Genomic DNA, 12,832 nt, shown 5'->3' on the forward strand with positions numbered 1-12,832 from the left:
TCCTCCGGGTAGTTCTTCAGAGCCATCAGTGACATCTCTTCCCCTGGACCTCAAGATCCAGTCTCCAAGGTGTCCACACTCAGGGGTGAGGCCCCAGCCCTCCCGCAGAGCGGGAGATGACCTACCGCTACCGCAACGGTGATGAGGAGGCCCGAACCGTCCGGCTGGTGTGGGAGCCCGCGCCGGCTCCCGGAGGCCCCTCAAGCCCCGGAGCAGGCGGATACGAAGGGGACTCTCTAGACGGCGGTGGCGGTGGCGGTGGAGGCGGCACCAACAACGCCTCTACTGGAGGAGGAGGCGGGGGTGCTTGGTCCCCCATCAAGAAACTCGCCAAGCACGGGTGGGATTTCTACTGGGGCTCCCAATCCTGGTGGCTCAAGAACCCGGCGACCAATCCACTCGCGGGCGTCTTCTACATCCCCAAGCTCGATCTTGAAGGCCGTCTCGCCCGCCTCGTTGGAGCTGACCCCAACTCCAAGTCCTACTTCGCTGGTTCCGTCGCCCCCGACATCGCCTTGGCGGTCTTCAACATCGGCGCAGTCACCAGGGCCGCTCTAAGGATTACGGCCCGCACCGGCCTTCCAGCCAGCCGTATCGCGATTCCCAAGCCTCGCGTCAAGGTGAACCCCCCGGGCGCAGCCAGCGGCAACGGAGGCACCGCGGCACGCGGCGGCAGCGCAGCCGCCCCCCGCGCAGGCAGCTCCGCCGGAGCCGGCAGCAAGGGCGGCAAGCCCGCCGCCCGCGAACCAGTTGGCAAGGGCTGCAGTTTCCTCGCCAGCACCGCAGTCCTTCTGTCCAACGGCACCAGCAAGGCCATCGACCAGATCAAGGTCGGCGACAAGGTCCTCGCCACCGACCCCGAGACCGGCAAGACCACCCCTCGCCCGGTCATCGACACCATCGTCGGCGCAGACACCAAGACTCTCGTCCAACTCACCGTGGACGCCACCGAGCGCTCCAAAGCCGCCAACACCGAAAAGAAGCCAAAGAGCGGCATCCTCATAGCAACCGACAACCACCCCTTCTGGGTCGTCAACAAGAAGCAATGGCTCGACGCCGGCCAACTCAAGCCCGGCATGTGGCTCCGCACCAGCACCGGCACCCACGTCCAGATCACCGCAATCAAGTCCTGGACCAAGTACGCGCAGGTCTACAACCTCACCGTACAAACCGACCACACGTACTACGTCCTCGCCGGCAACACCCCGGTTCTGGTTCACAACTGTGACCGGGTTCAATTCGCTCATGGGACGAGTAGGGCTTCTTCGGCAAATATTCGAGCCAACGGGCTAAGCAAGAGTGATGGGCTGGCAAATCTAAATGGCTCACAGCATCCTGGATCATTCTTCACTAGCAGACTGGATCCAATTGATGGAAATCCAGCTGTTGGTAATGCGGCGAGTTGGGGGGCTCGGGCTGCGCGAAGTGCTGGAGATGATGGCGTAAGTGTTGTGGTGTTTAGTTTGCCGAAATCGATTGTTAGGCAACTAGAAGAGGCCGGCCACCTCACTGACCATCCTGCAATCTTCGAGTCTGTCTCCCATCCCGACGGATTTGCACTGTTCAACAAGCATGTTGAATGGGATGATGCGTTTGAGATTCCCTTCGGGTAACATGGTGATATGGCAGGGTACTCCATGGATCGAATCGGAAAGATCGCTTTTCCTGTGCCGGTCCGGCGCGGAGCATGGTGGGTGCATTCGTGGACGGTGACAGTGCCGGCTGGATTTTCCCTCGATGGCTGTGCCATTCCGGAGCCGCTTCAAGACAGTGAAGGGGGGATGGTTGTTCTTGTCGTTTCGGCCGCCCAGGGGGAAATTCGGTTGGATTGCTTCGAGAAGAACGAGATTATCTCCCCGGCGGCTCTGATCTATGTATCGCAGATTGTTCATGCAGTCAGGGCGGATGCTGGCAATGGCGTGTTGGTCGATGGCGATGCTGATCACCCTCTATTTTTCGTAGTCAGAGGCTGATGGTGTCGCTGATCACTCAACGTGTGTTCGGTTGTCCGTCCTGAGGGCATTGCCATTGGGTCTGATGTCGTGACGAGAGGGCGTTTGAAGTTTTCCAGACGCCCTCTTCAAGGGCTGCCGGTAATGGCCTGCACACGATATGGACAGGGCTCCCGAACTCTCCTAATGGCGCGATCAAAAAATAGTCCGGTTCGGTGGGTGGTTTGAGCTATGAGATCTCAAGTTATTTGAGCGGCGGCGATGAGGTTAATGGCTACTACCGCAGAAGGCTGCTCAGTAGATGGCTATCTTTCCTAAAGGCTGTCCCGCAACTACGGGCGATCTTGATCGTTGACCGGCGTGTGGAGCGGGTGATCAGCGCGGACCAGGTCGAGTGGGTGCCGGTGTTCACCGGTCTGACGGTGCGGCAGTTCGGCAAGCTGGTCCGAATCGTCGCACGCCGGGGTGGAGAGCAGATCGGCACGGGCCGGCGGTGGAGTCTGTCGTTGGCGGACCGGGTGTTGCTGATCGCGGTGTATTACCGGACCAATCTGACGTTGCGGCAGGTCGCGCTGTTGTTCGGAGTGTCGAAGTCAGCCGCGCACCGGGTGGTCGACCACCTCGCGCCGCTGCTGGCGCTGGCTCCGGTGGCCGGGCGGCACGGTCCGGACAGGGTGCTGATCGTGGACGGGACGCTGGTGCCACCCACGACCGGACCGTCACCGTGCCGTTTGGCTAGTCACGTTCTGCCCGTCGGGCCGTGACTGCGCGGTTGTCGTCAGCCTAGGGAGAGCGCACAGTCGCCGAGAACTCCGGCCCAGGAGTACCCGCTGTAGGTGGCAGCCGCGTCGGCGCGGTCCTCGACCATCGCGCCACCCACTTCACCGATCTCGGCGCACTCATTAGTGAGCTCCCCCGGTTTGGTGACCGGCTTCAGCGCTGTCGTGTGGCCCTGGGCGAGTGTCTGTCGATGGTGATGTCTGGCTCAGCTGGGGTGAGGTTCTCTCCGGTGGGTTCTGTCGATGGGGTGGACGATGGCGGTATGGGATGTGTTCGGAGTGCCGGTGCGGTGTACCGGCGGTGTGGTTGCGAGGATCCGGAGTCCGGTCGGATGGTGGGCGGCAGGTGTCCGCGGCTGGTCGCGGAGCGGGGTCACGGTAGCTGGTATTTCCGGCTGGAGCTCGGGAGTCTGCCGGGCGGAGGCCGTCGGCGGGTCCGGCGTGGTGGTTTTCTGACCCGCAAGGCGGCTGAGGGAGAGCTTCGGCGGTTGCGCGGGCCGACTGGGTGGCCGTTGGCTGTGGCCGAGTGGCTGACGCGGTGGTTGGAGCACCATCCGGGTGCGGCCTCCACGGTGGACGGTTACGCCGATCACGTTCGCCGGTACCTGGCTCCGCTGCTCGGCGATCTGCTGGTCGCGGAGGTGTCGGTCGGGCAGGTGGAGCAGACGCTGGCCACCATCGCATTCGATCACGAGCAGGCTGGGCGCCCCCTCAGTCCCGCGACGCTGAGCCGGATTCGGGCGACGTTGCGTGCGGCGTTGAACGCGGCGCTGCGTGCGGGTTTGATCGAGGAGAATCCGGCGTCGCTGGTGGTGTTGCCGGCTGCTCGGTGTCCGCGGGCGGTGGTGTGGACCGCGAGCCGGGTGGAGCATTGGCGGCGCACGGGGGAGCGGCCTGCGGTGGCTGTGTGGACGGTGGCGCAAACGTCCCAGTTCCTCAACGGCATCCGCGCGTATCGGCTGTACGCGGCCTTCCATTTGATCGCGTTGCGGGGGTTGCGGCGTGGTGAGGCGGTCGGGCTGCGGTGGTGCGAGGTCGATCTGGATGAGGGCACGGCGGTGATCTGTCGGCAGTTGCAGCGTCGGGACGGGCGGCTGGTGGCTGTTGCGCCGAAGACACTGCACAGCAACCGGGTGATCGCGCTGGACCGCACGACCGTCGCGGCGCTGCGCGCATCGCGTTCGGCAGGAGGCTGAGAGGGCGGCGTTCGGCGAAGGGTACAGCGACAGCGGGTATGTGTTCACCAATCGGAACGGTGAGCCGGTGTCGCCGGGCTGGCTGACCCACCAGTTCCAGAAGCTGATCGCCGAGCAGGATGTGCCGCCGATTCGGTTACATGATCTGCGGCATGGCGCGGCGACTCTCGCGCTGGCGGCGGGGGAGGAACTGAAGGTGGTGCAGGAACTGCTGGGATATTCCAGCATCGTGCTGACCGCCGACACCTACACCTCCGTCCTGCCTGAGGTTGCCCGCACGGCGGCGGAGAAGACCGCCGCACTCCTGTTGCAGGCCGCGGGCATCGTGCCTGGGACCGACCGCCAGCGTGCCAAGGGGCCGTCCGTCGTCGGCGCCCCGTCCCGCGGAGGGCACGAGTACGTCTGTCACGCCGACCCGCCACCTGACCACCCCAGCTCGCGCCGTCGCGTGCACGGGCTCGAGTACCAGGCTGACGTCGTCGGCTGCTCTGCTTCACGCACGATTCAGTGAGCCTTGGCTCCCGGTCCAGGAACCCGGCCCCGGAAGGACAACCGCACATCAGTGGCGCACCGGCCGTCTAGGCCGAGGCGCAATCGACGCTGCTCGTGCCGCTGCTGCTCGGCGGCATGCGTTCCGTTGCGGCGCTCGTCCGCCGGCTCGGCCCCAGGTGGGCCTCATACCGGCCCCAGGCATGATCGCCGCAGGGCTCGGTGAAGGACATCTGCCCTGGTCAGATGTGGTGGGTCGCGTGGGACTCGAACCCACAACCTACGGATTAAAAGTCCGGAGCTCTGCCAATTGAGCTAGCGACCCCGCTCGCCCCGAGTGTAGAGGTCACTGCTGGGTTCTTGCACATCAGTAATGCGGAGGGGGAGGTGTTTGAGGCCGTTCTGGAAGTTGGACGCCAGGCGGGTGGGGGTGCCGGTTCGCTCGACCTGGAGGGGGAGGAGGTGCTTGAAGATCGCGCGCATCTGGGTTCGGGCCAGGTGGGCGCCCAGGCAGAAGTGGGGGCCGAAGCCGAAGCTCACGTGGTCGTTGGGGGTGCGGGTGATGTCGAAGGTGTCGGGCGAGTCGAAGACCGTCTCGTCGCGGTTCGCGGAGGCGTGGTAGACGACCACCTTGTCGCCCATTTTGATCTGGTGGCCCGAGAGCTCCAGGTCTTGGGTCGCGGTGCGGCGGAAGTCCATGACCGGGGGCCAGTAGCGCAGCATCTCTTCGATCGCGGAGGGGAGGAGGGTCTCGTTGCGGCGGAGCTTCTCTAGTTGGGCTGGGTTCTCCAGGAGGGTGAGCAGCCCGCCGGGGATGCCGTTGCGGAGGGTCTCGTTTCCGGCTACGGCGAAGAGGAAGAACATGTTCTCGAATTCGGAGCTGGTCAGGCCGCCCGCGAGCATGTGAGACATGACGGTGTTGGTTTGCGTGGTTTCGGCCAGGGCGTGGGCGTAGGCGAACATGTCCGCTAGCGCTGTGCGGGAGCGGGGGTTCATGGGGCGGCCGTCGGGGTGGTGCAGTGACTCCGGACGGTGGGTCAGGGCCTGGCGGGCCATGGGGGAGAGGGACGAGGGGTCGGTTGAGGCGTTGGCGTAGTCCGAGTCTTGGTAGCCGATCACGCGGGACGCCCAGTCGTAGAGGAGGCGGCGGTCCTCGTCGGGGACGCCCATGATGTGGGCCAGCGTCCAGACTGGGAGGTCGGCTACCAACTCGACGAAGTCGACTTCGCCGCGGGCGGATTCGATGAGGGTGCGGGCTCGGGCCTCGATCGTTGTTTCTAGGGCTCGTACGGCCCGGGGGGTGAACGCGGCGGCGACTATGCGGCGCAGGCGGGAGTGGTCCGGGGGATCCTGGTTGAGCATCATTGAGCGGACGAACGCCAGGTCGGCAGGGGTGTCGGGGTCGCGGATCTGCGTGGCGCCCAGGTTCGAGGAGAAGAGTTCCGGCGAACGGAGGACGTGCTTCACGTCCGCGTGCCGGAACACCGCCCAGTAGCCGGGACCCGCGGGCCACGGGCCGACGGCGGGCTCGGGGATCCAGCAGACGGGAGATTCGGTGCGCAGCCGACGGAACGTCTCGTAAGGGACGCCCGCGGCGTAGGTCGCGGGCAGGAAGATCTCCTCAAGCATCCTCTCAGCGTGCATCATGACGGGGTGACGATGCAGCCCGCGGACGGCGACAAGATCCTGAAGGACAACTTCGCGCCCTGGGTCCTCGACCTGGGGCTGAGCGTCGAGGCGCTCGGGGAACGCCAGGCCACGCTACGGCTGCCCTGGTCGGAACGGCTGGCGCGGGAGGGCGGCGCCCTGAGCGGTCAGGCCATGATGGCGGCGGCCGACACGGCCACGGTGATCGCGGTCTCGGTGGCGCGGGACGGGTTCGTGCCCATGACCACCGTCCAGCAGTCGACGACCTTCCAGCGGCCGATCCTGGCCAAGGATCTCCTGGTGACGGCCCGGCTCACCAAGCTCGGACGGACGCTGGCGTTCGCCGACATCACGATGACCGGTGACGGGGACGCGGAGATCGCGGCGCAGGCCACCACCGTCTACGCGATCATGGGGTGATCGGCGCCAGTTTGTGCAGTTCCTTGCGGGATGCCACGCCTAGCTTTGGATAGGCCTTATAGAGGTGATATTCGACGGTGCGGGGGCTCAGGAAGAGCTGGGCGGCGATCTCACGGCTGCTGATGCCGTCCGCTGCCAGCCGTACCACCTGCAGCTCTTGGGGCGTCAGGCGGTCTAGGGCGTCGGGCGCCGCCGCTTGCGAGGCGGGGGCGTTTGATTCGCCGGTGGCGCGCAGTTCGGAACGGGCTCGGTCGGCCCACGGCGCAGCTTTGAGGCGTTCGAAGATCTCCAGTGCGGAATGGAGCGGTACGCGGGCGTCGGCGCGCCGCCGGGCCCGGCGGAGCCATTCCCCGTAGAGGAGCTCGGTACGGGCCCGCTCGAACGGCCGGCCCCCGTCCTCCGCGTGCAGCTTGAGGGCCGCCTCGTACGACTCGCCTGAATCGGAGACCAGGGCGTCGCATCGGAAGGACACCGCGCGGACCCAGGCCAGGCCGCTGGCGTCGGCCCAGGCCCGGACTCGTTCGAGGGGATCGTGGGCGCGATCGGGCTGCCCGGCCCGTACGGCCGCCTCGACCTGGTCGGCGGCGGCGAGGAGATTGGCCGAGGTGTGGCGACGGGGGTCGCCGGCGATCTCGTCCAGGCGGCGAAGGGCCGCCTCGTATCGGCCGAGGCCAAGATCGAGCAGGCCGGCAGCGGTCTCGGCGAGGCCGCAGCTGGGCGCGATCAACGCGTTCGCGGTGAGGGCGCGGAGGCGTTCCTCGTCCCCCTCGATCGCCGCGATCCGGGCGAGGACGACGCCGATCCGGCTCTCGCGGGCCGCCATTCCGGTGTCGCGCGCGATGGTGATCGCTTCGGCGGCGGTGGCCTCGGCGTCACGGTGGCGCCCGGCGGTGATCTGCACCTGGGCCAGCGCCTGCAGAGCGTCCGGAAGCGAGCCGATCAGGCCCGCCTGGCGCAGGCGTGCGGCTTCGGCGACGGCCAGGTCGAGCGTGATCGCGTCGTCGCCGACGATCAATGCGCAGGTGATGGCGTGCAGCCGCTCCTCAGGAGTCTCGAACGGGGCGACGCGAGCGGACGTGATCAGCTCGGCGAGCAGCGGGAGGCCGTGGGCATAATCGCCGTCGACCAGCCGGGCGAGACCCTGGACGGCCGTGTCGTCGTGGCCGCCGGCGCGGAGCAACTCGGCGCTCAGCCTGACCGTGGCCGCGTCGCCGCAGCTCCAGGCGTACGTGGCGCCGGTACGGAGCATGCCGGGGACGTCCATGGCGGCGGCGTGCCGGGCACTGTCGATCAGGAGCCGGGCGGCCATGCTCTGCTCGCCGCGTTCGAACTCGACGGCGGCGCGGATCTGAGCGAGCCGCGCCTGTTCCTGCGGGGCCTCGGCGTACTTGGCCGCCGTCGCGGCCAGCTCGTCGGCGGCGGCGAGCCTTCCGGCGCGGAGGAACGCGCCGGCCGCCAGACCGAGGCGCCGTGTGCGCGCGTCGAAGTCCGGAGTCAGCTCGGCGGACTGCTGGAAGAGCGCCGCCGCCGTGGCGTATCCCGTCCGGCCCAGCGCGCGCTCGGCGGCCTCCTCCAGTTCGACGGCGACATCCTCGTCCGGGGCCATCGTCGCGGCGGCCAGGTGCCGGGCCCGGCACCCCGGGTCGGTCGCGCTCTCGCCCAGCGCCCGGTGGACCTCGAGACGGCGGGCGGCGGGCGCGCCCTGGTACGTCGCGGACCTGATCAGCGGATGGCGGAACGTCATCGAGTTGCCGGCGATCTCCACCAGCCGGATCCGTTCGGCCTCCTCCAGATCGGCCAGCTCGACGCCGAGCAGCCTGCCCGCGTCGATCGTCGCGGGCAGGTAACCGCGTCCCTCGGCGGACGCGATCAGCAGCATGAGCCGGGTCTTCTCCGGCAGCGCCGCGATCCGCGCCCGGAACGCGGCGGTCACGCGTTCGGCGACGGGCAGCGGCGTGGGCATGCTCACCCCCGCATGCGGAGCCGAGCCGAACTCGATCAGCGCCAGCGGGTTGCCGGCGGCCTCGGCGAGCACCCGGTCGCGGGCCGTGGGGGTGAGGCCGGCGAGCTCCTGCCCGTCCAGGAGCCGCTCCGACTCCCGGCGGCTCAACCGGGACAGCTGCATCTCGGGAAGGCCGAACCCGGTGAAGCCGTCCTCGCGGGTGGCGAACAACATCACCACACCCTCGGCGGCCAGCCGCCTGGCGGCGAAGAGCAACGTCTCGACGGACGCGGTGTCGAGCCACTGCGCGTCGTCGATCAGGCAGAGCACCGGACCCTCGTCGGCCATGCAGGAAAGCAGGGTCAGCACGGCCAAGCCACCGAGAAAACGATCCTGGGCGAGATCGCGCGACACCCCGTTAAGAGAGCTCGCCACCTCCACGCCCGCACGCTGGCCCACGCTCGGATCTGCGCTCGGGCCCGTCCTCGCGTCCGCGCTCCGGTCCGTGCTGGGTCGCGCGCTCGGGTTCTGGTCCGCGCTCCGGACCGCGCCGGTTTCTGCGCTTGGATGCGCACCCTTGTCTATGCTCCGGCTCGCGCTCGGGCCCGCGCCCTGGCCGGCACTTGGCCCCACGCCCTGGCTGATGCCTGAGCCCACGGTGTCGCTGGCGGTTTCGCTGGACGGGGGGAACGCGGCGTCCATGCCCAGCGAACGTCGGAGCGCCGCCGCCTGGGGGGCGGGGAGGTCGTCGATCCGGTCCCGGACGGGCCACAGCAGCTGGTGGAGACCGGCGGACGCGATGTGCTTCTCGCCCTCGAACCCCGTGGCGCGGAGCACTCGCACCTCAGGGTCCATGCGGACGGCGTCCTCGGCCGCCCATTCGAGCAGCGCGGACTTGCCGATGCCCGCCTCGCCGCGCAGCACCAGAGCGCCGCTGCGCCGGTCGGCCCGGGCCTCGCTCAGCATCGAGGCGAGCCGCCTCTGCTCGATCTCACGTCCGTAGAGCACGTCATCCAAACTACGGGCCCAACTACCGAAGCTTTACGGATTCGGCCCGTATCTCGTGATTCGTACCTTCTCCACCAGTGAGAACAACCGCTGTGAATGGCTGGAGACCGTGATGAACGAACTGTTCGAGCCCGTGACCCTCGGCGAGCTGACCCTGCGCAACCGGCTGGCGATGGCCCCGATGACCCGGAGCCGCGCGTACGACGCGGGCAAGGTGACGGAGCTGACCGCCGAGTACTACGCCCAGCGCGCCGAGGCCGGGTTGATCATTACCGAGGGCATCCAGCCGAGTGAGATCGGCCAGGGGTACATCTCCACGCCGGGACTGCACGACGACGGCCAGGTGGCGGCTTGGCGGACCGTGACCGACGCCGTGCACGCCAAGGGCGGTCACATCTTCGCCCAGGTCATGCACAGCGGCCGGGTGGGGCACCCCTACCTCTACGCGGACGACGCGCTCCCGCTCGGGCCTTCGGCGATCCCGTCCGGTGGGAAGCTGTACACGGTGGACGAGGGAATGCTGGAGCACCCCACGCCGCGCGAGATGTCGATCGAGGACATCGCGCAGACGGTCGACGACTTCGTGACCGCGGCGCGCAACGCGATCGAGGCCGGTTTCGACGGGGTCGAGCTGCACGGCGCTAACGGCTACCTGATCCACCAGTTCCTGGCGGACGGGAGCAACCAGCGCACCGACGCGTACGGCGGCTCCATCGAGAACCGCATCCGGTTCGCGGTCGAGGTCGCGCGGGCGGTCAGCGACGCCGTCGGCCCGGAGCGGACGGGGATCCGCATGTCGCCGAGCAACCCGGCCAACGGGATCACCGAAAGCGACACCCCGGAGCTGTATGTGGCGCTCACGCGCGCGCTGGCGCCGCTGGGGCTGGCCTACGTGCACGTGATGGAGCTCGCGACCCGGGACGTCACGAAGCTGATCCGATCGGAATGGCCGGGCGTCCTGATCCTGAACGCGCACCCGACGCCCGAGTCGTTCCCCTCGCGGCCCGAGTACGGCGTGGAGGCCTTGCGCGAGGGCGTCGCCGACGTCGTCTCACTAGCCGAGATGTGGTTGGCCAACCCAGACCTGCCCGCGCGAATCAAGGCCGGCGGGCCGTACAACGAGGCCGACAAGGCCAGCTACTTCGGCGGCGACCACCGTGGCTACACCGACTACCCGACCCTGGATGGAGAGCCGCCCGCGACGGGCGCCCCCGTCTCCGAGGGACAGCTCACCTGAGCGGAGTGGTTCGGGTTGGACATGCGGACGCCCCGGCGGTGTGGTCACCGTCGGGGCGTCCCCGTTCCGCTGCGTTCCAGAGGCCCGGCCTTCCGTGAGGCCGGGAGCCGCCGGAGGTCAGTCCGCTACAAGGCTCAGTAGCCGGGGCGCACGGCGCCGGAGAAGTTGCGCTTGTAGTAGCTGTTGAGCTTGACCTTCTTGATCCGCTTGCCGGAGCTGGGCGCGTGGATCATGTAGCCCTTGCCGACGTAGATGCCCATGTGGGTCTTGCCGCCGTAGAAGAAGAGGAGGTCGCCCTTGCGAGCGCCCTTCCACGAGACCTTCCACTTGACGGCGCGGTAGATCTGCTGCGTGGTCCGCGGGAGCTTCACGCCCGCCTTGCGCCACGATCCGCCGGCGAGGCCCGAGCAGTCCCAGGAGCTGGGGCCCGTGCCGCCGTAGCGGTAGCGGTCACCGATCTGCTTGTACGCGTACTTGACCGCGTACGCGGCGCGCTTCTTCTGCCTCTGGAGGCGCGCCTTGGAGAGTTTCGCCGTCACGCTCGCCTCTGCCGCCGTCGGCTGGGCGGCCTGTGGAGCTGACGCGTTCACCGGTCCGGCCGTCAGGAGCGTGGCTCCCAGGGCGACCGCAGTGCTCAACGTGATGCCACCGGCGAACAGCTTGAGGGGGTTTCGGGGGGTATGCAGGACGACTCCTGACCTAGCTGGGGGTGCCTACCGGGCAGCCCCTACCGCGGGTGGCACTCGACCACCCGGGGTTCGGATGCTGTGCGTTCCGGCTCCGCCGATGCCATGGGAGGGCACACGGAGCGGTGGACGCGTCCGGCTCCACGCTTCGGGTCTGCGTGGACGCGGCGTCGACGGCGGTCTCTCAGGCGGCGGGAGACTGGGGCACCGCTGCCGTCCGTCGGCGTGAATGTTCTGTTATCTGCGTGGCGCCATGCCCTTACGGAACGGCAAGAACGTAGCCAGCCACCGCCATATTCGGCAAATCACGGAACCTTGATTGGAGCTGGACAGGTGTCCATGCATACCGCGTATTCACGTCGCAGCCTGCGCGTCTTCAGACAGTTTTAAGGCGATGTGATGTGAGTCACAGTTTGATCAGCGGAGGGCCCGGCCGGGGGATTCGTGGTCCAGGACACTGAACGCCCGGTACGTTCCGTACCGGGCGCACAGCGTTGTGTGGCAGGTGCCTTTTATCGCTCGGAAAAGCGATCGCGCGCACTCACGCTCAGTAGCCGGGACGGACCGCCCCACTGAAGTGCCGCTTGTAGTAGCCCGCGAGCCTGACCTTCTTCACCCGCTTGCCGGAGCTGGGCGCGTGGATCATGTAACCCTTGCCCACGTAGATGCCCACATGGCTCTTGCCGGAGTAGAAGAACAGCAGGTCACCCTTGACGGCGTGCTTCCAGGAGACCTTCCACTTCACCGCGCGGTAGATCGCGTAGGTCGTGCGCGGGAGCCTGACCCCCGCCTTGCGCCAGGCACCGCCGGCCAGGCCCGAGCAGTCCCAGGCGCCGGGGCCGGTGCCGCCGTAACGGTAGCGATCACCGATCTGCTTGTACGCGTACGCCACCGCGACCGCCGCTCGGCGCTTCTGCCTGGACTTTCTCGAATCCGCCGCCGCGAGCGCCGAGTGCGCGCCCACAGTCTGCGTGGTTTCCAGGACGCGGGCGTTCGCAGATGTCACCGCCCTGTCCGGACTTGACGCCCTGCCCGGGCTGAACGCCCTATCTGAGCTGGACGCCGTGGTCAGAGTGGACGCCGTGGCCGGTGTGGCCGACAGCGAGGCCGCTCCCGCGACGGCCGACGTGCCCATGGCACAGCCGCGCAGAAGCAGTGTGGAGGTGCGGGTCTTAAAGGGGAATCCGAAGGTATACAGGATTGCTCCTTACCTCGCGGTGTATGCCTACCGGGCAGCCGAGAACTGAAGGTGAAAAGGTTGGGCTGCATTTATCCCGCGGCTGCCCGGGATGGCTTCCGGGGGCGGCGGGAATCCGGCTCCATGCCTCTGGTCTGCATGGACGCGGCCGGCCGGACGCGTGCACGCCGCCTGGCGGCATGCGGACAGGGGGCCACGCGGACATCCCGCATGGTCGCGACCGGCTCATTGTTCGGTTGTTGGCGACCCCTTTGCCGCTCGCCGGTCACGCTAACCGC

At 67.8% G+C, this 12,832-nt stretch carries 11 protein-coding genes, 1 tRNA gene and 1 pseudogene; 8 read left to right on the forward strand and 5 right to left on the reverse strand.

All coding sequences use genetic code 11. The annotated features are described in order from the left end of the window. The first annotated feature begins 116 nt into the window (after window positions 1-116). From ACGFNU_RS45940 to ACGFNU_RS45960, 5 genes and pseudogenes are all read left to right on the forward strand, one after another. Window positions 117-1,613 carry a polymorphic toxin-type HINT domain-containing protein gene (locus ACGFNU_RS45940; RefSeq protein WP_392603017.1) on the forward strand — a complete coding sequence of 499 codons (1,497 nt, stop codon included), beginning with the start codon at window positions 117-119 and terminating at the stop codon, window positions 1,611-1,613. Between the two features lie 9 nt (window positions 1,614-1,622). Then, entirely contained in the window at window positions 1,623-1,973 is a 351-nt protein-coding gene (locus tag ACGFNU_RS45945) for a hypothetical protein (protein WP_392603018.1), read from the forward strand. A gap of 341 nt (window positions 1,974-2,314) precedes the next feature. Then, a pseudogene (locus ACGFNU_RS45950) lies at window positions 2,315-2,656 on the forward strand (transposase family protein); the annotation flags it as partial. Window positions 2,657-3,249: 593 nt separating this feature from the next. Beyond that, window positions 3,250-3,927 (forward strand): tyrosine recombinase XerC, encoded by a 678-nt coding sequence (gene xerC / locus ACGFNU_RS45955; protein WP_392603019.1) that lies wholly within the window; start codon window positions 3,250-3,252, stop codon window positions 3,925-3,927. Window positions 3,928-3,967: 40 nt separating this feature from the next. Next, window positions 3,968-4,438 (forward strand): tyrosine-type recombinase/integrase, encoded by a 471-nt coding sequence (locus tag ACGFNU_RS45960; protein WP_392603020.1) that lies wholly within the window; start codon window positions 3,968-3,970, stop codon window positions 4,436-4,438. 227 nt (window positions 4,439-4,665) lie between these two features. On the opposite strand, the gene ACGFNU_RS45965 is transcribed toward ACGFNU_RS45960, so the two are convergent. Further along, window positions 4,666-4,741, reverse strand: a tRNA-Lys gene (locus ACGFNU_RS45965). Further along, a complete protein-coding gene (locus tag ACGFNU_RS45970; protein WP_392603021.1) occupies window positions 4,732-6,045 on the reverse strand; it encodes a cytochrome P450 in 1,314 nt (437 codons plus the stop codon). The genes ACGFNU_RS45965 and ACGFNU_RS45970 overlap by 10 nt, the downstream gene beginning before the upstream one ends. 30 nt (window positions 6,046-6,075) lie before the next feature. Here ACGFNU_RS45970 and ACGFNU_RS45975 point away from each other — a divergent pair, with 30 nt between their 5' ends. Continuing rightward, window positions 6,076-6,483, forward strand: coding sequence for a PaaI family thioesterase (locus ACGFNU_RS45975; RefSeq protein ID WP_392603304.1), 408 nt, complete (start codon window positions 6,076-6,078; stop codon window positions 6,481-6,483). On the opposite strand, the gene ACGFNU_RS45980 is transcribed toward ACGFNU_RS45975, so the two are convergent. Next, window positions 6,473-9,433, reverse strand: coding sequence for a LuxR C-terminal-related transcriptional regulator (locus ACGFNU_RS45980; RefSeq protein WP_392603022.1), 2,961 nt, complete (start codon window positions 9,431-9,433; stop codon window positions 6,473-6,475). The genes ACGFNU_RS45975 and ACGFNU_RS45980 overlap by 11 nt on opposite strands. 112 nt (window positions 9,434-9,545) lie before the next feature. Here ACGFNU_RS45980 and ACGFNU_RS45985 point away from each other — a divergent pair, with 112 nt between their 5' ends. Next, window positions 9,546-10,670 (forward strand): alkene reductase, encoded by a 1,125-nt coding sequence (locus ACGFNU_RS45985; protein WP_392603023.1) that lies wholly within the window; start codon window positions 9,546-9,548, stop codon window positions 10,668-10,670. 134 nt (window positions 10,671-10,804) lie between these two features. On the opposite strand, the gene ACGFNU_RS45990 is transcribed toward ACGFNU_RS45985, so the two are convergent. Both ACGFNU_RS45990 and ACGFNU_RS45995 read right to left on the reverse strand, forming a co-directional pair. Next, the gene (locus ACGFNU_RS45990) at window positions 10,805-11,308 is read right to left on the reverse strand and encodes a C40 family peptidase (RefSeq protein WP_392603024.1); all 504 of its coding nucleotides are present in this window, start codon (window positions 11,306-11,308) and stop codon (window positions 10,805-10,807) included. A 595-nt stretch (window positions 11,309-11,903) separates the two neighbouring features. Then, on the reverse strand, window positions 11,904-12,248 hold the full coding sequence (locus tag ACGFNU_RS45995) for a C40 family peptidase (protein WP_392603025.1): 345 nt from the start codon (window positions 12,246-12,248) through the stop codon (window positions 11,904-11,906). Here ACGFNU_RS45995 and ACGFNU_RS46000 point away from each other — a divergent pair. Continuing rightward, the gene (locus ACGFNU_RS46000; protein WP_392603026.1) at window positions 12,232-12,603 is read left to right on the forward strand and encodes a hypothetical protein; all 372 of its coding nucleotides are present in this window, start codon (window positions 12,232-12,234) and stop codon (window positions 12,601-12,603) included. The genes ACGFNU_RS45995 and ACGFNU_RS46000 overlap by 17 nt on opposite strands. Window positions 12,604-12,832 lie beyond the last annotated feature (229 nt).

The sequence above is a fragment of the Spirillospora sp. NPDC048911 genome (genome assembly GCF_043198015.1).
Lineage (GTDB): Bacteria > Actinomycetota > Actinomycetes > Streptosporangiales > Streptosporangiaceae > Spirillospora.